Source organism: Gammaproteobacteria bacterium, from assembly GCA_024235095.1.
Classification (GTDB): domain Bacteria; phylum Pseudomonadota; class Gammaproteobacteria; order Competibacterales; family Competibacteraceae; genus UBA2383.
Window position 1 is genome coordinate 144,479 of the sequence record JACKNC010000002.1, and the last position, 22,989, is coordinate 167,467.

Consider the following 22,989-nt stretch of genomic DNA (forward strand, 5'->3'; position numbering starts at 1 on the left):
TCCAAGAGGTGCAAGGTCATGCCAGAGCCCAAGGCGAATATTCAGGTCAATTCTCCCGTAGCTGATTCAGCTTCCCAGGAAAAGGGGACGCCTGAAAAGGCGCCAAGCCATCCACGCCGTCGCGCGAGTGGCAAATCAGTAGCCAGTGCGGGCGGCCTTATCGAGCGCTCATTACTGGGTACTCATATTCCTGAAACCATCGACCGGATGGTCAATGCGAACCTAGCGCGTGTCACGGCGGGTATTTCCCCTACCGTAATGGCAATGGCCTACTTTGACTGGCTGATGCATCTTGGCCTCTCGCCAGGTAAGCAGGCGCTTCTTAATGAGAAAGCCCTGCGTAAGGCGGTGCGGTTGGCGCTGTACGCCTTTAAATTCAATCAGAATCCGGATGTTCCACCTTGCATCGAGCCATTGCCTCAGGATCACCGTTTTGATGGCGAGGGTTGGCGGCAATGGCCATATAACCTGATTTATCAATCGTTTCTGCTGACTCAGCAGTGGTGGTACAACGCGACGACCCATAATCGCGGCGTTGACCGACGCAATGACGCCATTGTCTCCTTCATGACCCGACAGATTCTTGATATGTTTTCCCCATCGAATCTGCCGCTGACCAATCCGGAAATCCTCAAGGCCACTGTGGATGAAGGGGGGCAGAACCTGGTGCGTGGTTGGACCAACTTTATGGCTGACATGGAGAAATTGGTCGCTGGTAAGCAATTGGTCGAGGATGATGAGCAATTTGTCGTAGGTCGCGATGTAGCAGTCACGCCGGGTAAGGTAGTTTTCCGCAATCACCTGATAGAGTTGATTCAATATCAGCCGGTGACTGAACGAGTCTACGCAGAACCTATTCTTATTGTGCCCGCCTGGATCATGAAGTACTACATTCTTGATCTATCGCCGCACAACTCAATGGTGCGTTATCTGGTTGAGCAGGGTCATACCGTCTTCATGATCTCCTGGAAAAACCCGACAGCTGACGATCGCGATATTGGTATGAGCGATTACCGCCGACATGGGATCATGGCGGCTTTGGACGCGATCACGGCGATCGTGCCGGATCGGATTCATACGGTTGGTTATTGCCTGGGCGGCACCCTGCTTACGATAACCGCCGCGGCTATGGCGCGTGATGGTGATCATCGGTTGAAAACCATGACGCTGTTTGCCGCACAAACCGATTTCTCCGAAGCGGGTGAATTGTTGTTGTTTATCAATGAAAGTCAGGTCGCTTTCCTGGAAGACATGATGTGGGATCAGGGTTATCTGGATGCTGGGCAAATGGTCGGTGCTTTCCAGTTACTGCGCTCGAATGACCTGATCTGGTCCCGCATGGTGCATGACTACCTGTTAGGCCAACGCCAGCCCCTGAATGATTTGATGGCCTGGAATGCGGATCAGACGCGTATGCCCTTCCGTATGCACTCTGAGTATTTGCGTCATATCTTTCTGGGAAACGAACTAGCGACCGGTCATTACGAGGTTGAGGGTCGACCTATTGCGATTTCCGATATCCGTGTACCCATCTTTGCTGTTGGGACGGAACAAGATCATGTGGCGCCATGGCGATCGGTGTACAAAATTTATCTATTAGCGGATGCTGAGCAGGTGACCTTTTTGCTGACGAGTGGCGGACATAATGCAGGTATCGTTAGCGAACCGGGACATAGCCGGCGCAGTTACCAGATGGCGGGACGCCGCGAAGAGGATCGCTACATCGATCCTGAGACTTGGCATATCTTTACCCCCCGGCAATCCGGTTCCTGGTGGCCGGCCTGGCAAGCCTGGCTGGTCGAGCATTCTGAGGAACAACAGGTGCCCCTGCCACCGATGGGAATGCCTAAGAAGGGTTTTGGTTATCAAATTGACGATGCGCCAGGAAGGTATGTGTTGCAAAAATAGTGAGTTGTAGTAGGTATTTGGGATCCTAACTTTCATCTTGTCCGAATGTGAGCGGTAAATTGAATAATCATTCTTCCCGTCAATCAGGAAGAGCGCGACAGGTTCAGGCGTTATCCGGTGCACAGGAGATAGCTGAATTTCTGCGTCAGGTTGCATGTGTTCCCAAGGCGTCTCCAGTAAAAGGCCGGTTGCTGTTTGCTCTCGATGCCACTGCCAGTCGGCAGCTAACTTGGGATCAGGTCTGCCAATTACAGGGTGATATGTTTGCTACGGCTGCAGAAATCGGTGGATTGGCTTTGCAACTGGTTTGGTATCGGGGTTATGGTGAGTTTCAGGTTGAACCATGGTTGACCGATGCCGCTGAACTCCAGCGTCGTATGACATCGGTGCAGTGCCGGGGTGGTTTGACGCAAATTGGTCGCGTTCTTGAACATGCTATTCAGGAAACCGGACGTCAGCGCCTGAATGCCTTGGTGCTGGTCGGCGATTGCCTGGAAGAAGCGGTTGATCCGCTCTGCTATCAAGCGGGTCAACTGGGGTTGCTGGGCGTTCCGGCCTTTGTCTTCCAGGAGGGTTATGAACCTGATGCAGCATGGGGTTTTCGAGAAATTGCCCGACTGACCCGGGGCGCCTATTGTGTTTTTGATAATGGTAGCGCGCGCCAGTTGCGTGAGCTGCTCAGGGCGGTGGCGATTTATGCAACGGGCGGTCGTCAGGCCCTGGAGGATTTCGGTCGACGTCAGGGTAGTCTGGTCCGGCAACTCGCTCGACAACTCTGAACGCTATGTTGGCGCGCCTTCTAGTCATTGCGGCTGTGCTGATTGGGTTGTATTGCCTGATCCGCCAATTTCGTCGTTCGCTCTGGGGTCCACAGTTAGGGCGTATTGCGCTGGCCGTGGGGGGGCTTAGCTTTCTGTTGCTGCTCACTGTGCGCGGTGGCGCGGAAATTACCTTGCCGCTGCTTGCGGTGCTGGCCCCTTGGTTGATTCGTTGGCTGAAGACTCATTCTCCTTCTCTCTCTGCTCCGTCGCAAACCGGCGACTCGTCGCGGTCTGTGGTGACTACTCGTTTTCTGCTTATGGCGCTGGATCACGCGAGTGGAGTCATGACTGGCCAAGTTCGAGAAGGCCGGTTTGCGGGACGCGATCTGGTGGATCTAACGCTGCCTGAGTTGTTGATACTCTGGTGTGAGTGCCAAGTAGACTCGCAATCTGTTGCGGTTCTAGAAGCTTATCTGGATCGTTATGCTGGATCGGGCTGGCGAAAGCGTTCGCAGGGCGATCAGCACTCGCAGTCGCCGACGAATTCTGGGGCAATGACTTTAGTGGAGGCTTATCAGATTCTGGGTTTGTCGCCGGGTGCCAGCCGAGCGGATATTCAATCTGCCTATCGACGTTTAATTCAACGTTTGCACCCGGATCATGGGGGAACTGCTTATTTGGCGGCGCAATTGAACCGGGCTAGGGATTTGCTGTTGACTGATGAGCTTGACTAGGCGGTGTGTTGCTGTTGTGCTAGTTTTTGCCGCTTTTGATAGCATTCCCTGGTAAGAGCAACGTCTTTCAGGAACCAGTCTAGCTCGCTCATGAGCATGGCTTGAGGACCATCGACCAACGCTTTGGCGGGTTCAGGGTGGAAATCGACGAGCACCATGTTAGCTCCGGAGATGATGCCCTGTGCGGTGGCATGCATCAGGTCGAGTATTCCGTCGGGAGAATGCTCGCGGGAACCCACTGAGTGTGAGGGATCAATACAGACTGGCATTCGGGTGAGTCGCTTAATGACGGAGACTTGGCTGAAGTCGACTAGATTGCGGTGGGGGTCACTCATATTGGTTTTGACCCCGCGTAGGCAAAAAATGACCCGTGAGTTGCCTTCGCTGGCCAAGTACTCGGCGGCGTTCAGTGATTCGTTGAGGGTAATGCCGAATCCCCGTTTGAACAGTACTGGAAATTCTTGTTGGCGGCCAACGGCTTTGAGTAATTCAAAGTTTTGTGTGTTGCGAGTGCCGATCTGTAACATAACCCCGGTAGGTTGGCCGGTCTGCTCTAGGCATTTGTGAATCTCCTCGATATGGTCTTCGTGGGTGACCTCCATAGCGATGACCTTGATTCCGTACTGTCCGGCTAGTTCGAAGACATAAGGCAAGCAAGCTTGGCCGTGGCCCTGAAAGGAATAGGGGTTAGTTCTTGGTTTGTAAGCGCCCATGCGAGTGCAGGTTTGACCGTGTTCATGCAGGGCCTGGAGCATGGTTTTGACGTGTTCTGGGGTATCGACGGCGCATAGTCCAGCGAAGATATTTAGGTTGTCTTGACTGAACTGGATACCGTTGTATTCGAAGCCGCTGGTGCGTTGCTTATCTCGATGTCGCCCTAGGATGCGGTATTCCTCGGAGATTCGGATGACTCGTTCGACGCCTGGCAAAGCGTGGATGTCGTCCGCTGAAAGGCTTTTGGTGTCGCCAATGAGATAGATCTCAGTAAGGGTTTGCTGTGCGCCCTGGATTTTATGAACGCGGGTGGCAATACCGGGTAACTGAGAGAGGTAATTGAAAGTTTGCTGGTATTCTTCGGAATGGTCGGTAATGCTGGGTTCTAAGATGATAATCATGATAATTTTGTTCCTGTATGAATTTGGCGTCTGGGGCTAGCGTCCATTTGGAATGAGGGTTTCCAGTCCAGCCATGTAAGGTTGGAGAACTCTAGGGATTTGGATATGCCCTCTTTCATCTTGGTAGTTTTCCATGATGGCGACTAAGGTTCGTCCTACGGCTAGTCCTGATCCGTTGAGGGTGTGAACCAGTTCGGGTTTGCCGGTGGCGGGATTGCGCCAGCGGGCTTGCATTCGCCGCGCCTGGAAGTCCTCGAAGTTGCTGCAGGAAGAAATTTCCCGATACCTTTGCTGGCCGGGAAGCCAGACCTCTAAATCGTAGGTTTTGGCGGAGGAAAATCCGATATCTCCTGTGCAGAGGGCAACAGTGCGATAGGGTAATTCGAGTTGTTGTAAAACATTTTCGGCGTGGTTAGTCAATTCTTCTAATGCATTGTAGGAGGTTTCGGGATGGACGATTTGTACTAGCTCGACTTTTTCGAACTGGTGTTGGCGAATCATGCCACGTACGTCCTTTCCGTAAGATCCCGCTTCGCTGCGGAAGCAAGGAGTGTGGGCAACCCAGCGGACTGGAAGTTTTTCGGCTTCGATAATGCGGTCGCGCATTAGGTTGGTTACGGGTACTTCGGCGGTTGGGATTAAATAGTAATTGAGGTCGCCGCTGAGCTTAAAGAGATCGGTTTCGAATTTAGGTAGTTGTCCAGTGCCGCGCAGGCTGTCGGCGTTGACGAGATAAGGGGTATAGACTTCCTGATAGCCATGTTTCTGGGTGTGGAGATCTAGCATGAACTGGATGAGCGCGCGGTGGAGTCGGGCTAGTTGTCCGTGAATGACGGTGAAGCGGCTGCCAGTAAGTTTGGCCCCAGCATCAAAGTCTAAGCCGCCTTCTCCTCCAAGATCAACGTGATCGCGGGGTGTAAATGCGAAATTGCGGGGCTGGCCCCAGCGACGGATTTCGAGGTTGTCGATGTCGTTAGTGCCGGTTGGGGTGCTTTCGTGAGGGATGTTGGGGATGTTGAGTTGTAGGTTGAGTAGCTGGGTCTGTAGGATTTCGAGTTCGGTTTCGGTTTGTTTGAGCTGTTCTCCGAGTCCTGAGACTTCGTTAAGTAGCGGTTGGATGTCTTGTCCTTGCACTTTGGCTCTGCCGATGGCTTTTGAGCGGGTGTTGCGCTTGTTCTGGAGTTCCTGAGCGCGGACTTGCAGATTTTTCCGCTGTTTTTCCAGTGTATTGAAAAGTTTTGTGTTCAGGTTGTAGCCGCGTCTGGCGAGTTTGAGGGTAGTTTGCTCTAGTTCGCTTCTGAGTAGTTTTGGGTCTAGCATTGGGGTGGAGAGCCTTTTGTTGTGAGATGATAGTGAAGTGGGATTTTTGATTGAGAAAGGGGATTATATCTGATTTGGGAATTGTGGATAATGAAAGAGATGATGATATAAAAAGAGCTTGTTTTTTTAAGGGCGGCCTCATTGTTTATGAGACCGCCCTGGATAGTGAACCTACCCGTTCAGTTCAACACAGATCAGACATCCCGCGTCCACAGCGAAGCCATCGCTGGACCAGTGCCCACGCATAGCGATGCGCCGCCCGTGGTTTTGCCTTGCCGTTCCAGTTCGTAGTACAGGCTGACAACGATGCGCAGCCCCGTGGACCCGACCGGATGCCCCAATGCGATGCCAGAACCATTGAAATTGCAATTATCTGGAGTCAACGACATACCATGATCTTCTTTCAACATACGCCCAACGCCCAGCCATTGGGCGGCAAACGCTTCGTTAACTTCCCAGTAATCGATGTCTCCGAACTTCATACCGGCCTGACTCAGGCATTTGGGAATCGCAGCTGCTGGCCCCAGCCCCATTACCGCCGGATCAACACCAGCATTGCAGATGCCGACTAACTTCATCAGCGGCTTGATGCCCATAGCCTTGGCCTTGTCCAGTGACATGATGACCACCGCGCTGGCACCATCATTGATACTGGAAGCGTTAGCCGCAGTGACCACGCCATCTTTCTTGAAGGCGGGTTTCAGTTGAGCCATCTTTTCGAGACTGGCGTCAGGAATGAAGTTCTCATCCGTATCAAAGAAAGTGGAGCCTTTCCTGGACTTTAATTCCACCGGCACGATTTCACGCTTGAAGATGCCTTCCTTGGTCGCCGTGGTGCAGCGGGTATGACTGATCAGCGCTAATTCGTCGCATTCCTGCCGAGTGATGCCGTATTTGACCGCAACATTCTCGGCAGTCATCGCCATATGGCCAGGCACCAGTTCGTCGAACAGGCCATCGTGGATCATGCTGTCCTCGATGTTGCCCTGCCCCATCCGGTACCCCATGCGGCCTTTGGGCAACAGGTAGGGGGCATTGGTCATGCTTTCCACGCCAACGGCCAAACCGATTTCAGTCTGACCCAGCATGATGTTATGACAGGCAATTTCCAGGGCGCGCATGCCAGAGGTACAGTTCTGGTTGACGGAAACGGCGCTGCTGCTGTGTGGCAGGCCGACCCGCATACTGACTTGGCGAGCGGGCAGAGAACCCTGCATGCCCATGTATAGCTGCCCCATGCAGATTTCTTCAATCTGGTCGGCGGGAACGCCAGACCGTTCGATCGCGCCTTTGGCGGCGGTAATGGCCAAGTCGCGGGCCGGTACATCTTTCAGAGAACCCATGAATTTGCCAATAGCGGTCCGGGCGGCGCTGACGATCACGACTTCTTTAAGAGCCATAGCTACTCCTCAGTTTGCGTAGTAAGCGGGGTTGTATGTGAGTTGGATTCTGGCCAGTGCTGACCAGGTGCCAATGCTTCCTGCAGGTGCGTCCGCGCGAGAATCTGAATCACGTCGCGTCAGCAGACTTTGGAAAGTAAAGCCTATATTTGGTGGATGTCAATTATTCCTGTTTTGCTGTTTTCGATTGGCCTTGAGCTTGCACTATAATTTTGGGGTAATTTTATGATGATATAAGAGCAATATATAAAAATCTGTTTAAAAACTCCCGGCGAAATAGACGCCACCCGTCATCATCAAGCTATAAAATAGCTCTATGAATGAGGTGAAGAAGTCATAGGAACCCTGCTATGGTTTTTGTAACGGACATCGACAATGTGACTACATCCGAAAGTCCTGTGATCATCGATTATGAAAGCTTCAGCGCCCTGACTGCGCCCCGCGCTCACCAGCTCTTGCGGCTGGCTCGCCTACTTTCAACAGAGCGTTCGCATACAACTCTGACCCGCCCACTCGTCGCCGACCTGCTGTCTCACGCGATCCAGATCGAGGAATTCCTTGATGCCTACGGAGCGCGCAATAACCGTCAATGGTCACGCTTCAGATCATTAACTGCCACGATCAAGCTGTTTGCCGATATCAGCTATAAGCTGCTGCACATTCAGCACTCCCTGCCCTCCTACCAGTTGCCTGCCATCCAACGCAACTTTACCGAGGTTACCGCGCAGACACTGGCGTTCACCTACGAAATCCTGGTCAGGGCATCCGTCCGCATTCTTACCAAAGCGGCGCATCTGAACCTGCCCACGCCGACTGATGATCTGAACAAGGAAAATTATCGGGAACCTCTGCCACCAGGCCGCCTGCCCCGTGATCGGGCTATGCGCCAGGTCAGCAGCACAGCGGAAACCGTGATTCATGTCGCCACCGCCTACCTAAACCTCGCTTCGGAAAGCCAGTTGCTGCACATTGTCGAGTGGGTAAAGCCCAGCCAGTACCCGAGCTGCTTTCCAGACCCGCTCAGCGAGGACAAGCTGCGCCACCTGCAATTACGATTTCACAGTTTGCAGGCGCTTTACGATACCCATATTGCCGAAACAGAGGTTGAATCGCTGGATACCGACTTGCCCGTCCTGCGCGGCTATATCAGCATCGTCTTCCACCTGCTGGAAATCGCCACTCAGCTCATTCATCACTATGAACGCCACCTTAACGCCAAAACTGGCGACGCCTCCCTGCGCCGCAATCCGGTCGTTTCCACCCGCGCATTGCTTGCCATGCTGATGAATTATGCCATCGCCTATGCGGGCCAGTATCTGAGTGATGGACGCTGTCTTTGTCACGCTCTCCTCAAGCGCTATGCAGAAGTCGGTAAAGTCGAGGTTCCCGTTCCCTCCTATCGCGGTTTTCATGTCCGTCCCGCCACTCTGATCGCAAAGATTGCGCAGCATTATGGCAGCGCGATCACCATGGAACTGGATGAGCAATGCTACGACGCCAGTTCGCCGATGGACATCTTTCGGGCTAATGAGCGCATCAACGCCCGTAAACGCCGCTGGCTGGCTTTACAAATCGGCAATCTGTGGCTGCCGACGATCGAACCCAGCGACCATCAAATTCGGGCTACGGTGCTGAATGTAGTGCTCAGGCTCGCTGAACAAGGCAAGATCATCATTTATCAACAACCGCTGCAGTTATCGGAAGAATTCACCCGTGAAAGTATTTTTCTGGAAAAGATCACGACTGAAATCGCCCGACTGATGGCAACCGGTCAGATTGACATCAAGACCGATATGAACATTACTTTTACAGGCGATAAGCGGGTATTAAGCGACCTGGAGCTGTTAGCCAATTGCGGCTATGGCGAGGACAAGTTCGGCAACAACGTCACCCTACCCCGGGAACTGGCCTACCTGCGCCGCTAGCGCTGAGAAGCGGCATTCGTGAGCAGCGGAAATTTCGGTGGTGTCCCTCAGTTTACGTGATGAGCTAAGCCAGTGACGACGACAACATGTATCCTCATTGTGATTGTGGTGTTAATCACTGACCGGGGATCTTATGAAGTGGGAAACGCTCTACTGCCCCAATCGTTCCTGTCACCACTACGGTCGGCCCTTTGGTCAAGGGTTGTTGGTCAAAAATGGTTCCAGTCACGGGAAAAAGCAGGCGTTGTGTCGTTCGTGCGGGAGGAGAGTGTCCTTGACGTACGGAACTGCGTATTTTGACCTCGAGGCCGACCCCGCCGTTTTCGAACTGGCGATGCGGGCGTTGGCGGAGGGAAATTCCATCCAGGGTACGGCACGAATCGTCCAGATCGACAAGGATACGGTTTGTGCGTGGTTGACTCGGGCCGCCCAGCAATGTCGTTTGGTGGTTTTGTCCCATTGGCGCGAGCTGACGGTGACCGAGTGTCAACTGGATGAATTGTGGAGCTTTGTCCATACCAAGGACCAGAATCTGCCGATGGCGCAGCAATGGTGCGAGACGGATGGCGATGCTTGGGTGTGGGTCGCCTTTGCGCCCGAATGGCGCCTGGTGGTAGGGTTTGTCGTGGGCCAGCGCACGCAGGCTCAGGCGAACCTGCTCCTGGAGCGCGTGGTGTATGTGACCGACGATCACGTCCCCTTCTTTACTAGCGACCAATGGCCGGGCTATCCCAGCGCCTTGCTCCATGCCTATGGGGAATGGTATCAGCCCGAGCGCCAAGGGACGCGAGGACGATATCCGGCCCCACGGTGCCGCCCACCGCCGAATTTGCTGTATGCTCAAGTGGTTAAGCGACGTGAAAAAGGACGGGTGGTCGAGGTGACCCGTAAGAGGGTCTGGGGAAGCGCGGACGAGCTTCAGGCGCGATTGGCCGCATCCGCCACCAGCACGACGATCAACACGAGCTTTGTGGAGCGGGATAACCTGGCCTGGCGCGAACACAATCGGCGGTTGGCTCGCAAGACGACCGCGTTTTCCAAGCAACGGTCGTGGATGGAAAAGCAGGTGTGGCTGTCGTTGGCTTACTACCATTTCTGCTTGCCCCACCTGAGCCTGCGTGAGGAATTGCCCACCCCGGAACCGACCCGAGGCAACGGATCGCCCCGTAAATGGCGGCCTGTCACGCCGGCCATGGCGGCGGGGATGACCGATCATATCTGGACCACGGCGGAGTTGCTGGGCTTTCGGGTACCCGCACCGTTTCTGAATACCTTGGAAACCATCAAACACTTGTTCCCCGCACTCGACGATGCTCATCACGTAAACTGAGGGACACCACCGAAATTTCCAGACAGGCGCATTCTCACGCCTGGCATAGTAAAATAGTTTTTTGAAGACTATTTTTCGACCGAATCCGTTCGGTTTTCATTGCACTTATCGAGGCCATTATTCTTATGAACAAACCCAGAAAAGTCGCCATCCTTACCGCGGGCGGTCTCGCCCCCTGTCTGAGTTCAGCCGTTGGCGGCCTTATCGAACGCTACACCGAGGTCGACCCCACCATCGACATCATCTGCTATCGCAGCGGTTACAAGGGACTCCTGCTGGGTGACTCTTACCAAGTCACTCCGGAAATCCGCGAAAAAGCCCGGTTGCTACACGGCTTTGGCGGATCGCCCATCGGCAACAGTCGGGTCAAGCTCACCAATGTCAAGGACTGTGTAAAGCGCGGTTTGATCAAGGAAGGCGAGGACCCACAGAAAGTCGCTGCCGACCAGCTCATTAAGGACAGCGTCGACGTGCTACACACCATTGGTGGCGACGACACCAATACCGCCGCCGCCGATCTTGCGGCCTTCTTGGCCAAACACGACTACGGCCTCACCGTTATCGGATTGCCCAAGACCGTCGACAACGACGTCTACCCGATCAAGCAATCGCTGGGCGCCTGGACCGCCGCTGAACAGGGCGCTCGCTACTTCAAAAACGTCGTCGCGGAGAACAACGCCAACCCACGCATGTTGATCGTTCACGAAGTCATGGGTCGCAACTGCGGCTGGCTCACCGCCGCCACCGCACTGGAATATCGCAAGATGCTCGATCATGCTGGATGGCTACCCGCTATTGGACTTGATCGCTCAGCCTTCGATATTCACGCTGTTTTCGTCCCCGAGATGGAAATCGACATCGCCGCCGAGGCCCAACGCCTGCACGCTTTGATGGACAAGGTAGACGACATCAACATCTTTGTGTCGGAAGGCGCAGGCGTAGAGGCTATCGTAGCTGAACTACAGGCCCAGGGGCAGGAAGTCCCCCGCGACGCGTTCGGGCACATCAAGCTTGACGCCGTCAACCCCGGCAAATGGTTTGGCGAGCAATTCGCCCATATGATCGGCTCGGAAAAAACCCTAATCCAGAAATCCGGCTATTTCGCGCGCGCTTCCGCGGCTAATAGTGAGGATCTGCGTCTGATCAAGTCCTGCGTCGATATGGCGGTTGAATGCGCCATGCGTCGCGAACCCGGCGTGATCGGCCATGACGAAGATCGCAACGGCGTCTTGCGCGCTATCGAGTTCCCGCGCATCAAGGGCGGCAAACCCTTCGATATCGATACGCCATGGTTCACCGAAATGCTGGCCGCCATTGGCCAACCAAAGGGCAAAAAAGTGGCGGTCAGCCACTAAGCGCCAAGGCACATTCAGCTTGACTTAATCATAGCCACCCTCCCCTGGTGGGAGGGTGGAAGAAGGGTTATCAGGCTGTTTCAGCTATCCGACCCGGGCGACTGGCGCCCATAACCGCTCCAGACAGGGCAGATCGTCGCCCAGCAATGGCCGCAGGTAGCTGTGAAAAGCATCGGTCACCTGATTGCTCTCGGTATTAATATACTCATCCGGCAAATGACGGGTCTTGGCCGCAATGTCCGCCAGACGCGCCAGTTCGTACTTCACCGCATAGTCGCCCGTGCGCTTGATGACCACTGAGCCGTCCACATTATGCCGACAGGCGTAATGCGCGGCTTTCTCCCCGACCTCACGCGCCTCGCGGGCGTCGACGCTGGACACCACGCCGGGGAAAGAGCGTTGCAAATAGCCGAAGGTATCCGCACGCACTCGCCGGATGCCCATTCGCTTTTGCACGATATCAGCCAATTCATCAGCCAACGCCCCGCCGGACAACTGGATATTGCCATGCGCATCGACCTCTGGTTGGCGACCCGCCTTGCGCATTAGATCGGCCGCCAGCGGCACTTCCTGACCTCGCTCGTCCCAGGTCGCCCACACGCCTTCCGAAAGCGCCACAAGGCAGCGGCCATGTTGCTTATACACCCGGTCGATATCGTCCAGATAGCGATCGATGGAAAACTGCCGCTCCGGCACATAGATTAAGTGCGGACCGTCATCGTCATGTTTACGGGCCAGAGCCGCCGCCGCTGTCAACCAGCCCGCATGACGCCCCATAATAACTGCGATGTAAACACCGGATAGCGCCCTAATATCAGCATTCACGCCACTAATCGCGCACGCCACAAAACGCGCGGCGGAGGGATAACCGGGACAGTGGTCCGTGATCGGTAAATCGTTATCGACCGTTTTGGGGATATGAATGGTTCGCAACTCGTAGCCTTCCTGGCCCGCTTGTTCATTCACAATGCGCACCGTGTCAGACGAATCATTGCCGCCGATGTAGAAAAAATAGCGAACATCGTGCTTCTTGAAAACATTGAAAATACGATGGCAATATTCCGCATCCGGCTTATCACGGGTAGAGCCAAGCGCTGAGGACGGCGTTTGCGCGACCCGCTCCAGATTATGTGTGGTCGCCTCAGACAAGTTCACGAAGGTTTCATTGATGATGCCGCGCACTCCGTGCAGCGCGCCCCAGACATCGGTAATCTCGGGAAACTTCCGGGATTCCAGAACGGCCCCGACCAAGCTCTGATTGATCACTGCTGTAGGACCGCCCCCTTGGGCGATGACCACTCTTCCGCGCAGCCGACTCATTAAAATACACTCCCCAACACTGTGATTGGAATCGCCATTATTATTCAGGAACAGGTCTTTAAGCTATAGATAAGCCTTTGAGCGTCTGACTAGAACCCCGCAGACGCCCACTATAAAAAATAACTAATTGCTCAAGCCTGGACCTTGGCGAACGCCTCGATCACTTCCGGCGGCGCCTGGATCAGTTCAATCAGCACGCCTTCACCGCTCAGAGGCGTAGCCTCATTGCCCTTGGGATGCAGGAAGCAGACATCGTAACCCGCTGCGCCCTTACGGATACCGCCTGGGGTAAACCGCATTCCTTTGCTGGTCAGCCATTCCACCGCCGCCGCTAGATTATCGATCCACAAGCCAATGTGATTCAGTTGCGGCTCATGCACCTTGGGGGCTTTACCGGGATCAATCGGCTGCATCAGATCGACCTCAACCTTGAACGGGCCGGAACCGATGGCGGCGATATCCTCATCGACATTTTCCCGCTCGCTGCGGAAATTACCGGTCAGGGTCAAGCCGAGGGTGTCAATCCACAGCCGGCTCAGCTTGCTCTTGTCCAAACCGCCGATGGCGATCTGCTGGATGCCCAGCACTTTAAAGGGTCTATCGGACACAAAAACCTCCTGAAATTGATAGTTGGCGTCGTTATCTTCCCTCTCCCCCTGAGAATAAGACGAAGAGTGAGGGGCGATCACCCTTTGAGTATGTCATTCAACCCGCCGATTGCAACCCAGGGCTGTGCGCGGTCGCCATCATCCACGGGCATTCAGGTCATCTTCGGTTATACTCTTGGATTATCGTCCAACCAACGTGTTTCGATCCCACTGGAGGATGTGCATGTCAAACCCACAAACCGCGGATCTGCCCGCTCCCACCTTCGACGAGTTCGCCCCGACTCCTTACGAGGAATGGCGCAAAGTCGTTGATAAATTCCTTAAAGGTGCGCCCTTTGAGAAGCGGCTGGTTACAAAAACATACGAAAACATCGACTTACAGCCAATGTACCGGCAAGAGGATATCGCCGGACTGCCGCAACTGGACAGTTTGCCCGGCTTCGCTCCCTACGTGCGCGGCGCAGCCCCGCTCGGTTATGTGACCGGTAGCTGGGATGTCGCACAGGAAATTGCCTGCGGAACGCCCGCCGCTTTCAATGCGGCCTTGCGCGCCGATTTGGAGCGCGGCCAGAATGCGGTGAACCTGGTGCTCGACCGCCCGACGCTGGCTGGTGTCGACGCGGATCAGGCCGATGCGGAAGACGTCGGAAAAAGCGGCCTGTCGATTTCCAGCGTCGCCGATCTCGCTCAGGCGCTGGAGGGCGTTGATCTGGAGAACACGCCGATTTACATCCAGGCCAGCACCAGCGCCCTGACCTTCACGGCGCTGCTGGCGGCGTTGGTGAAAAAGCAGGGACAGTCGCTGGCCAAGGTGCGCGGCGCGATCGGCATGGATCCGCTGGGCCAGCTGGCGCGTGATGGCCGGTTGCCCCGCGATCTGGAGGGCATTTACGACGTGATGGCGCAACTGGTGGCGTGGGCTAACGTGAACGCCCCGCAGTTGCAAACCATTACCGTCCAGGGCAGTCCCTATCACAATGGCGGCGCCAGCACGACGCAGGAACTGGCGCTGGCCCTGGCGACCGCGGTCGACTATCTGCGCGCCATGCAGGCGCGGGGGTTGAGTGTCGACGACGCTGCGCCGCGCTTCCGCTTTTCGTTGTCGATTGGCGCTAATTTCTTCATGGAAATCGCCAGGTTGCGCGCCGCGCGAGGGCTGTGGGCCAAGATCGTGCAAGCCTTCGGCGGTAACGCCGAGTCGCAGAAGATGCGCATCCACGCCCGTACTTCGGCCTGGAACCAGACGCTCTATGACCCGCACGTCAATCTGTTGCGCGGCACCACCGAAGCCTTCTCGGCCGTAGTCGGCGGTTGCGACAGTCTGCACATTTCACCGTTCGATGAATTGGTGCGCATCCCGGACGATTTCTCCCGGCGCGTCGCCCGCAACACCCATACTGTGTTGCGCGAAGAGACCCACATCACCAAGACTGTCGATCCCGCCGGTGGCTCCTGGTATGTCGAAACCCTGACCGACACGGTGGCCCGTCAGACCTGGGCGATCTTCCAGGAAATCGAGAAGCAAGGCGGCGTGGCGCAAGCCCTGCAAGCGGGCTGGCCACAGGCGCAAATCGCTGACACTGCGGCGAAGCGCGCCGCCAATATTGCCAAACGCAAGGATATTTTCGTTGGCACCAACATGTATCCGAACCTGAAGGAAAATCGGATTGAACCGGCGCTGGTGGATGCGTGGGCGATCCAGACGGAACGCACGACGGCGCTCAATCAATTCCGGGCGGCGGCGAACGCCGAACAGAAGCAGGCCGCGCTGGATGCGCTGGCCAAGGCGGGAACGAACAGCGTTGATGCCGCGATTCAGGCGGCGTTAACCGGTGCGAGCCTCGGCGAAATTGCCCAAGCCGCGCGCACTGGCGCTAAAGCAGGCCCGACGATCAATCCCGTGCATGCCCATCGCGGCGCGCAAGCCTTTGAGGCCCTGCGGCAAGCGGCGGAAACCTATATCGCCCGCACCGGTCAGCGGCCCGTGGCGTTTCTCGCTAACATGGGGCCGTTGACCCAGCACAAGGGGCGCGCCGACTTCAGCACAGCGTTCCTGGGCGTAGGCGGCTTTGAGACGGTTTATCCATCCGGTTTCCAGACGCCAGAGGAAGCGGCGGATGCAGCGCTAGCCTCGGGCGCCAAGGCGGTGGTGATCTGCTCCACCGATCCTACCTATCCTGACATCGTCCCGCCGCTGGTGCAAAAACTCAAACAGGCCAGTCCCGGCCTGACCGTATTGCTGGCCGGCTATCCGGCGGATCATGTTGAAGCCTTCAAGGCCGCCGGCGTCGATGATTTTATCCACCTGAACGCTAACTGCCTGGCGCTGTTGACTATGCTGCAAAAGAAAATGGGGGTTGCCCAATGAGCCAAACACCGGATTTCACGTCTATGGCCTACGGCCTGGACTTCCCCAAACCGAGCTTCGCCGAGTGGAAGGCGATGGTGGAGAAAACGACCGGCAAGACGCTGGAGCAGTGGGTCTCCGCGACGATGGAGCAGATTGATGTCAACCCGCTGTACACGCGGAATGACATTCAGGATCTGAAACACCTGGGCTATGTGGCCGGGGTGCCGCCGTTCCTGCGCGGCCCCTACCCGGCTATGTACGTGACCCAGCCGTGGACGGTGCGCCAGTACGCCGGATTCTCCACCGCCGAAGAGTCCAACGCCTTCTATCGGCGCAACCTGGCCGCTGGGCAGAAAGGTCTATCCATTGCGTTCGATCTAGCTACCCATCGCGGCTACGACTCGGATCATCCGCGCGTGGTGGGCGATGTCGGCAAAGCGGGCGTCGCGATTGACTCGCTGCTCGACATGGAAATCCTGTTTGGCGGCATCCCGCTGGATCAGATGTCGGTGTCGATGACCATGAACGGCGCGGTGCTGCCGGTGATGGCCTTCTACATCGTCGCGGCAGAAGAACAGGGTGTACCCCATGACAAGCTCACCGGCACCATTCAGAACGACATTCTGAAAGAGTACATGGTGCGTAACACCTACATTTACCCGCCCGACCCGTCGATCCGCATCATTGGCGACATTTTCGCCTACACGTCCAAGGAGATGCCTAAGTTCAACAGCATCTCGATTTCCGGCTATCACATGCAGGAAGCCGGAGCGACTGCTGATCTGGAACTGGGCTATACGCTGGCCGACGGTCTGGAATATGTCCGCACCGGCGTCAAAGCCGGGATGGATATTGACACCTTCGCCCCGCGCCTGTCGTTCTTCTGGGCGATTGGCATGAACTACTTTATGGAAGTGGCCAAGATGCGCGCCGGGCGGCTACTGTGGGCCAAGATCATCAAGCAGTTCAACCCGAAAAACGACAAGTCGATGGCTCTGCGCACCCACAGCCAGACCTCTGGCTGGAGCCTGACCGAACAGGACCCGTTCAACAACGTCGCCCGCACCTGTGTGGAAGCGCTGGCGGCGGCGCTGGGCCACACCCAGTCGCTACACACCAACGCCCTGGACGAAGCCATCGCCCTACCGACCGACTTCTCGGCGCGCATTGCCCGCAACACCCAGTTGTATCTGCAAGATGAAACGGCGATTTGCAAGGTGCTCGACCCGTGGGGCGGCTCGTACTATGTCGAAGCCCTGACGAACGAACTGGTCAAGCGCGCCTGGGGCCACATTCAGGAAGTGGAAAGCCTGGGCGGCATGACCAAGGCCATTGAAACCGGCCTGCCCAAGATGCGCATTGAAGAAGCGGCGGCGCGGAAACAGGCGCATATCGACTCCGGCAAGGAGACCATCGTCGGCGTCAACAAGTATCGGTTGCCCAAGGAAGACCCGCTGGAAATCCTCAGCATCGACAATACCGCGGTGCGTGAATCGCAGGTGCAGCGGTTACAGAAGCTGCGCGCCCAGCGTGATGAAGCCAAAGTCAAAGCCTGCCTGAACGCGATTACCGACGCAGCCAGTGCCGGTTCCGGCAATTTGTTGGAGAAGGCGGTGGAAGCCGCCCGCGCCCGTGCGTCACTGGGCGAAATTTCCGACGCGATGGAGAAAGTGTTTGGCCGGCACAAAGCCATCATCCGCGCGATTTCCGGGGTGTACAGCAGCGAGTTCGGCGACGCCGAGGAAATCGCCACGGTGCGCAAGATGGCCGACGACTTCGAGCAACGCGAAGGCCGCCGGCCCCGGATTCTGGTCGCCAAGCTCGGTCAGGACGGCCACGACCGGGGCGCGAAGGTGATTGCCACCGCGTTTGCCGATCTCGGTTTCGACGTGGACATCGGCGCGCTGTTCCAGACCCCGGAAGAAGTCGCCCGGCAGGCGGTGGAGAACGACGTGCATGTCATCGGTATGAGTTCGCTGGCCGCCGGTCATAAGACCCTGTTGCCGCAACTGATTGCGGAACTTAAGAAACTGGGCCGCGAGGACATCATGGTCGTCGCCGGTGGCGTGATTCCCGCCCAGGACTATGAGTACCTCAAGGCTAATGGCGCGGCGGCGATCTTTGGCCCCGGCACGGTGGTGCCGGTCGCTGCCCAGAAAGTGCTGGTGGAACTCAACGAGCGCCTGGCGGCGTGATCGGATGAGGAAAGAGCAGGGTGGGTGGTGCCTGCCCTGCTTGACTATTTGGAGGAAAATCTATGACATGTTATATATGCGGTAAATTGGGACACAGATCAACAATATGTCCACAGAATGGACCGCGTAGAGGCTGGAACTTTAGACAGAGTCCGAAATGATTACAAAATTCAACGACACTATACAAGAAATCGAAGTGATCTTTCCAACTATTTGGACTTGTGTTTCGACTGTCATTTAACATGTGGTCATAACGGCAACTTTCAAAATCTTCCAATTAAACCTCAAGTATGCTGCATTATGAATAAACGCCAGAGTTATTATCATATCACATATGATACATATAGAAATCTGGAACAAGACACCAAGATTAACGCACGCAAAGCTTACCGGCTGTGGTCAAAAAATCCCTTTCATCCTTCCTTACACTTCAAGTGTATTAATCGACAAGAAAACATCTGGTCGATAAGAATTACATCAGCTTATCATGCTCTCGGCATATTCGACAGCGATGTAGTTACATGGTTTTGGATTGGTGGACGTGTTTTCAATATCTTATCCCATTAAGTCGGCGCGTATGGGACTGAACGGCTACCTCGAATTCCTTAACAGAAGTGAAATTGTACTATCATAAAAAACAGCATTGAATTTCTATCCCACCGCTTCGATATAAACGGCCTTTATCCGCTTCCCTAAAGGAGAACCTTTGCATGAAAACCCGCCTGGTTGCGCTTGCCGTACTGGTGATGTTCGGCCTGAACCTGTCGCCCGCCTGGGCTGGCAAGTTGGAACAAATTAAAAAAGACGGCCTGCGAGTCTGCCTGGAACCAGCTTACATGCCGTTCGAGATAACCAATAAACGGGGAAAAATCATCGGCTTCGATCCTGACCTAGCCGAATTGATGGCCAAGGAACTGGGCGCCGCCAAGCTGGAGCTGGTGAGCACCGCCTGGGATGGCATCATTCCGGCGCTGATCACCAATAAATGCGACATCATCATGAGCGGCATGACCATTACCGAGGAACGCGCCAAGACGGTGGACTTTTCTGAACCGTATATGCTGATCGGTCAGACGGTGTTGCTGCACAAGGAGTTGGCTGACAAGGTTAAATCCTATAAGGATTTGAATAACAAGAAATACAAGATCGCCTCCAAGCTGGGTACGACCGGTGAGATCGCCGCTAAAAAATATATTCCCAACGCTCAATACTTCTCCTATGAAACCGAGGCGGAAGGCGTGATGGAAACCGTTAACGGCAAAGTCGACGCTTTTATCTATGACTCTCCCTACAATCTGGTCGCCAACGTGCAACGCGGCGAGGGCCGACTGGTCTTCCTCGATGAGCCGTTTACCAAGGAACCGATTGGCTGGGCTATTGCTCAGGGCGATCCGGAATTTCTCAAGGCGATTAATGGCTTCCTGGCTAAAATCAAAAAGGATGGCGCCTATGCCAAACTGCATAAAAAGTGGTTTAAGAGCACCGACTGGTTAAAAGAAGTGCAGTAAGCCGTGCCGCTTAAACGACGTTCCGCCCAGTGGCCCTGGCATGGGCTGCTGGCGCTTATTCTGGCGGGATTCGCTTTTGGCCTGTGGTTCGCCACCAAGCAGGTGAACTACGAATGGCGCTGGGAGCGGGTTCCGCAATATTTCGCCTACTACGATGAAGCGCCGGAAACCGCGCCGTTTTCCGGAAAAGTAGCCAAAATTAGTCCCGATGACACGAACAGTCGCGTGGAAATTGTCCCGGATGGCGATGGTTCGCCCGCAATCCTTACGGTAGAAACCGACACCCTGCAAGTGGCAGTGGGCGATCAGGTCGAGAAAAACGATGACATCGGAGCAACCCGGCACTGGCAGGTCGGACCGTTGACCAAGGGCTTATGGGTCACGATCTGGATTTCCTTCGTTTCCGGTTTCATCGGCCTGATCATCGGCCTGATCACTGGACTGTGCCGCATCTCGAAAAACCCGGCGGTGAATGGGTTAGCCGTACTTTATATCGAGTTGATTCGCGGCACACCCTTGCTAGTGCAAATCTTTATTTTCTACTTTTTCATCGGCACGGTGCTTGATCTCGACCGGACTGTCGCCGGCATTGGCGCGTTAGCTCTCTTTGTGGGCGCATATACCGCTGAAATCATTCGCGCCGGGATTCAATCCATTCCCAAGGGACAAACCGAGGCGGCTCGTTCGCTGGGCATGAGCGCCGCTGATAACATGATCCATATTGTGCTGCCGCAAGCCTTTAAACGAGTGCTGCCGCCGCTGGCTGGACAGTTCATCAGTCTGATCAAGGATTCTTCGCTGGTGTCGGTCATTGCTATTACCGATCTGACCAAGAGCGGACGGGAGATTATTACCTCCAGCTTTGCCACGTTTGAAATCTGGTTCACGGTCGCCCTGCTCTATCTGCTGGTGACCTCGGTTTTATCGCAACTGCTCTTCTGGCTGGAGCGGAGGTTTGCCCGCAGTGATTGAAGTTAGAAACCTCATCAAGGTCTTCGAGGGTCGCGGCCAGGTGGTGCGCGCGGTGGATAACGTAACGACTCAGGTCGCCAGGGGCGAAGTCGTGGTGGTCATTGGCCCGTCCGGTTCGGGCAAATCGACGTTTCTACGCTGTCTGAACGGTCTGGAGGAATTTGACGACGGTCAGGTGATCATCGACGGCATTGACATTGCCAGCAGCGCCACCAACCTGAACGCAGTGCGCCGCGAGGTCGGAATGGTGTTCCAACACTTCAATCTGTTTCCGCATAAGACGGTGCTGGAAAATGTGACCCTGGCGCAGCGGGTGGTGCGCAAACGCAAGGCGGCGGAGGCCCAGGATAAGGCGATGGCCTTGCTGACCAAAGTCGGTATCGCCGAGAAAGCCAGTGAATACCCGTCCCGCCTGTCCGGGGGCCAGCAACAACGGGTGGCCATTGCCCGCGCCCTAGCCATGGACCCCAAGGTCATGCTGTTTGACGAGCCGACCAGCGCCCTGGACCCGGAAATGGTGGGCGAAGTGCTGGATGTGATGAAGCAACTGGCCAGCGAAGGCATGACCATGGCGGTGGTGACCCACGAAATGGGCTTTGCCCGCGAGGTGGCGCAACGGGTGTTGTTCATGGATGCCGGCAAGGTGCTGGAAGACGCTCCGCCGGCGGAATTTTTCACTGCTCCCCGGGAACCACGGGCGCAGACGTTTTTGAAGCAGGTTCTATAGCATCGTTGCCCGTTCAGCCAAACTCCAGCCGAAACCCGGCCTTTTTCAAATAGTGCGCCTCGCTGCTCAGATCGGCTCGGGTCAGGGGATTGGCATCGAGCCATTTCTCGGGAAAATGCAGCTCCAGCCGTTGCCGATCGACCTGCAGGTTCAACAGGGGCAACGCATGGCGGCTGCGGCCCCGGTGCAATACCACAGCCAGGCGCAGCAACACACATAACCGTTGAGCCAGCGGAGCGAACTCTCTAGGCAAGTGTTCAAACGCTTTTGCGGGAAATCCCCGCCGGTGGCGACGCACCAGTGTAGCCAGCACCACTTGATCACTGCGGGAAAAGCCGGGCAGATCCGCATGCTCCAGAATATAAGCGCCATGCTTATGATATTGGTCATGCGTCAACAGCAAGCCAGTCTCGTGCAAACGGGCGGCCCATTCCAGATTATGCGCCAACTCTTCCCCGGTCAGGCGCCAGGCGTCTCGCACTTGATTTAGCAATATCCACGCTGTTGCGCTCACCCGTTCAGACTGCGCCTTGTCGAGACCGTAGCGGTCGATCACCGTGGCGATGGTGCGATCCCGCACGTCCTCATGGCGAATACGACCCAACAGATCGTAAATCACTCCTTCCCGCAACGCCCCTTCGGACACTTCCAGGCGTTCTACACCCAGCGCTTCGCATAATCCATGCAACACCACGAACCCGCCGGCGAAGACTTGGGCGCGAGCTGGCTCTAGTTGCCAGCGGGCAGACAGGGTCTCAACTCGACCGGTTTCCAGCAAGGCGGCGCGCAAACGCCGTAATGATTCCAGGGTGATGCCTTCATGGCTCCAGCTTTCTTTTTTCACAACCTCCTGGATCGCCTTGATCGTCCCTGATGCACCGGTTGCGACTTGCCAGCCCTGATCGCGGAATTCTTCGCACACCGGCTCCAACTTCAATTGCACCAGCAACTCCGCCTCGCGCATTCGCGACTCGGTGACTCGTCCTTTATCGAAGCAGGCGCGACTCAGACTGACGCAACCCATTTTCAAACTGGTCAGGTGATGGGAATCAAATTTCCTGCCAAGAATCAATTCGGTGCTGCCACCGCCAATATCCACCACCAGGCGCTGGCCTGGAACGTCAGCAACGTTGTGCACAACGCCCAGATAGATCAGACGCGCTTCTTCCTGACCGCTGATGGTTTCAATGCTGTGTCCGAGGACTGCCTCAGCCCGAGTCAGAAACACGACGCTGTTGCGCGCTTGACGCAAGGTATTGGTGCCAACGACGCGCAATTGCTCGGGCGGAATCTGCCGCAAGCGCTGCCCAAAACGCGCGAGACAATCCAGGGCGCGTAATTGCGATTCTTCGGACAACCGGTTACGGCTGTCCAGTCCTGCCGCCAACTGCACCATTTCTCGTAACCGATCCAGGATTTGCACCTGACCATTGTTGATCCGGGCGACGATCATGTGAAAGC

The 22,989-nt window shown here is 55.7% G+C and carries 18 protein-coding genes; 12 read left to right on the forward strand and 6 right to left on the reverse strand.

Annotation, left to right across the window (positions count from 1 at the left end; genetic code table 11):
* Positions 1 to 18: 18 nt before the first annotated feature.
* The 3 genes from H6973_13755 to H6973_13765 all read left to right on the forward strand — a co-directional run bounded on the left by H6973_13755 (position 19) and on the right by H6973_13765 (position 3,403).
* Entirely contained in the window at positions 19 to 1,908 is a 1,890-nt protein-coding gene (locus tag H6973_13755) for a polyhydroxyalkanoic acid synthase (protein MCP5126653.1), read from the forward strand.
* Positions 1,909 to 2,036: 128 nt separating this feature from the next.
* The gene (locus tag H6973_13760; GenBank protein ID MCP5126654.1) at positions 2,037 to 2,687 is read left to right on the forward strand and encodes a VWA domain-containing protein; all 651 of its coding nucleotides are present in this window, start codon (positions 2,037 to 2,039) and stop codon (positions 2,685 to 2,687) included.
* A gap of 5 nt (positions 2,688 to 2,692) precedes the next feature.
* Positions 2,693 to 3,403 (forward strand): DnaJ domain-containing protein, encoded by a 711-nt coding sequence (locus H6973_13765; GenBank protein ID MCP5126655.1) that lies wholly within the window; start codon positions 2,693 to 2,695, stop codon positions 3,401 to 3,403.
* On the opposite strand, the gene H6973_13770 is transcribed toward H6973_13765, so the two are convergent.
* From H6973_13770 to H6973_13780, 3 genes are all read right to left on the reverse strand, one after another.
* Positions 3,400 to 4,518, reverse strand: coding sequence for a 3-deoxy-7-phosphoheptulonate synthase (locus tag H6973_13770; GenBank protein ID MCP5126656.1), 1,119 nt, complete (start codon positions 4,516 to 4,518; stop codon positions 3,400 to 3,402). The genes H6973_13765 and H6973_13770 overlap by 4 nt on opposite strands.
* A gap of 36 nt (positions 4,519 to 4,554) precedes the next feature.
* The gene (gene serS / locus H6973_13775; GenBank protein ID MCP5126657.1) at positions 4,555 to 5,838 is read right to left on the reverse strand and encodes a serine--tRNA ligase; all 1,284 of its coding nucleotides are present in this window, start codon (positions 5,836 to 5,838) and stop codon (positions 4,555 to 4,557) included.
* Positions 5,839 to 6,032: 194 nt separating this feature from the next.
* Entirely contained in the window at positions 6,033 to 7,238 is a 1,206-nt protein-coding gene (locus H6973_13780; protein ID MCP5126658.1) for a thiolase family protein, read from the reverse strand.
* Between the two features lie 350 nt (positions 7,239 to 7,588).
* Here H6973_13780 and H6973_13785 point away from each other — a divergent pair, with 350 nt between their 5' ends.
* The 3 genes from H6973_13785 to H6973_13795 all read left to right on the forward strand — a co-directional run bounded on the left by H6973_13785 (position 7,589) and on the right by H6973_13795 (position 11,848).
* Positions 7,589 to 9,163 carry an HPr family phosphocarrier protein gene (locus H6973_13785; protein ID MCP5126659.1) on the forward strand — a complete coding sequence of 525 codons (1,575 nt, stop codon included), beginning with the start codon at positions 7,589 to 7,591 and terminating at the stop codon, positions 9,161 to 9,163.
* 244 nt (positions 9,164 to 9,407) lie between these two features.
* Positions 9,408 to 10,493, forward strand: a complete 1,086-nt coding sequence (locus tag H6973_13790) for a helix-turn-helix domain-containing protein (GenBank protein ID MCP5126660.1) — start codon at positions 9,408 to 9,410, stop codon at positions 10,491 to 10,493.
* A 125-nt stretch (positions 10,494 to 10,618) separates the two neighbouring features.
* Complete coding sequence (locus H6973_13795) at positions 10,619 to 11,848, forward strand: pyrophosphate--fructose-6-phosphate 1-phosphotransferase (protein ID MCP5126661.1); 1,230 nt, start codon at positions 10,619 to 10,621, stop codon at positions 11,846 to 11,848.
* An 84-nt stretch (positions 11,849 to 11,932) separates the two neighbouring features.
* On the opposite strand, the gene H6973_13800 is transcribed toward H6973_13795, so the two are convergent.
* Both H6973_13800 and H6973_13805 read right to left on the reverse strand, forming a co-directional pair.
* Positions 11,933 to 13,168 (reverse strand): 6-phosphofructokinase, encoded by a 1,236-nt coding sequence (locus tag H6973_13800; protein ID MCP5126662.1) that lies wholly within the window; start codon positions 13,166 to 13,168, stop codon positions 11,933 to 11,935.
* Between the two features lie 131 nt (positions 13,169 to 13,299).
* The gene (locus H6973_13805) at positions 13,300 to 13,776 is read right to left on the reverse strand and encodes a VOC family protein (protein ID MCP5126663.1); all 477 of its coding nucleotides are present in this window, start codon (positions 13,774 to 13,776) and stop codon (positions 13,300 to 13,302) included.
* A 223-nt stretch (positions 13,777 to 13,999) separates the two neighbouring features.
* Between H6973_13805 and H6973_13810 the strand changes: the two genes are divergently transcribed.
* The 6 genes from H6973_13810 (at position 14,000) to H6973_13835 (ending at position 21,528) form a co-directional block, all read left to right on the forward strand.
* Entirely contained in the window at positions 14,000 to 16,144 is a 2,145-nt protein-coding gene (locus tag H6973_13810; protein ID MCP5126664.1) for an acyl-CoA mutase large subunit family protein, read from the forward strand.
* Positions 16,141 to 18,321, forward strand: a complete 2,181-nt coding sequence (gene scpA, locus H6973_13815; protein MCP5126665.1) for a methylmalonyl-CoA mutase — start codon at positions 16,141 to 16,143, stop codon at positions 18,319 to 18,321. Before H6973_13810 ends, scpA begins: the two co-directional genes overlap by 4 nt.
* 62 nt (positions 18,322 to 18,383) lie before the next feature.
* Positions 18,384 to 18,482 (forward strand): hypothetical protein, encoded by a 99-nt coding sequence (locus H6973_13820; GenBank protein ID MCP5126666.1) that lies wholly within the window; start codon positions 18,384 to 18,386, stop codon positions 18,480 to 18,482.
* Positions 18,483 to 19,031: 549 nt separating this feature from the next.
* Complete coding sequence (locus H6973_13825; protein ID MCP5126667.1) at positions 19,032 to 19,829, forward strand: transporter substrate-binding domain-containing protein; 798 nt, start codon at positions 19,032 to 19,034, stop codon at positions 19,827 to 19,829.
* Between the two features lie 3 nt (positions 19,830 to 19,832).
* Positions 19,833 to 20,801 (forward strand): amino acid ABC transporter permease, encoded by a 969-nt coding sequence (locus tag H6973_13830; GenBank protein MCP5126668.1) that lies wholly within the window; start codon positions 19,833 to 19,835, stop codon positions 20,799 to 20,801.
* Positions 20,794 to 21,528, forward strand: coding sequence for an amino acid ABC transporter ATP-binding protein (locus H6973_13835; protein ID MCP5126669.1), 735 nt, complete (start codon positions 20,794 to 20,796; stop codon positions 21,526 to 21,528). The genes H6973_13830 and H6973_13835 overlap by 8 nt, the downstream gene beginning before the upstream one ends.
* Positions 21,529 to 21,541: 13 nt before the next feature.
* On the opposite strand, the gene H6973_13840 is transcribed toward H6973_13835, so the two are convergent.
* Entirely contained in the window at positions 21,542 to 22,981 is a 1,440-nt protein-coding gene (locus H6973_13840) for a Ppx/GppA family phosphatase (GenBank protein MCP5126670.1), read from the reverse strand.
* Between the last annotated feature and the right edge of the window lie 8 nt (positions 22,982 to 22,989).

Coding starts and splice junctions, on each gene's coding strand:
- H6973_13755 (MCP5126653.1), top strand. CDS start 19: ATGCCAGAGCCCAAGGCGAATATTCAGGTCAATTCTCCCGTAGCTGAT.
- H6973_13765 (MCP5126655.1), top strand. CDS start 2,693: ATGTTGGCGCGCCTTCTAGTCATTGCGGCTGTGCTGATTGGGTTGTAT.
- H6973_13770 (MCP5126656.1), bottom strand. CDS start 4,518: ATGATTATCATCTTAGAACCCAGCATTACCGACCATTCCGAAGAATAC.
- serS (MCP5126657.1), bottom strand. CDS start 5,838: ATGCTAGACCCAAAACTACTCAGAAGCGAACTAGAGCAAACTACCCTC.
- H6973_13780 (MCP5126658.1), bottom strand. CDS start 7,238: ATGGCTCTTAAAGAAGTCGTGATCGTCAGCGCCGCCCGGACCGCTATT.
- H6973_13785 (MCP5126659.1), top strand. CDS start 7,589: ATGGTTTTTGTAACGGACATCGACAATGTGACTACATCCGAAAGTCCT.
- H6973_13795 (MCP5126661.1), top strand. CDS start 10,619: ATGAACAAACCCAGAAAAGTCGCCATCCTTACCGCGGGCGGTCTCGCC.
- H6973_13800 (MCP5126662.1), bottom strand. CDS start 13,168: ATGAGTCGGCTGCGCGGAAGAGTGGTCATCGCCCAAGGGGGCGGTCCT.
- H6973_13810 (MCP5126664.1), top strand. CDS start 14,000: ATGTCAAACCCACAAACCGCGGATCTGCCCGCTCCCACCTTCGACGAG.
- scpA (MCP5126665.1), top strand. CDS start 16,141: ATGAGCCAAACACCGGATTTCACGTCTATGGCCTACGGCCTGGACTTC.
- H6973_13820 (MCP5126666.1), top strand. CDS start 18,384: ATGACATGTTATATATGCGGTAAATTGGGACACAGATCAACAATATGT.
- H6973_13825 (MCP5126667.1), top strand. CDS start 19,032: ATGAAAACCCGCCTGGTTGCGCTTGCCGTACTGGTGATGTTCGGCCTG.
- H6973_13840 (MCP5126670.1), bottom strand. CDS start 22,981: ATGATCGTCGCCCGGATCAACAATGGTCAGGTGCAAATCCTGGATCGG.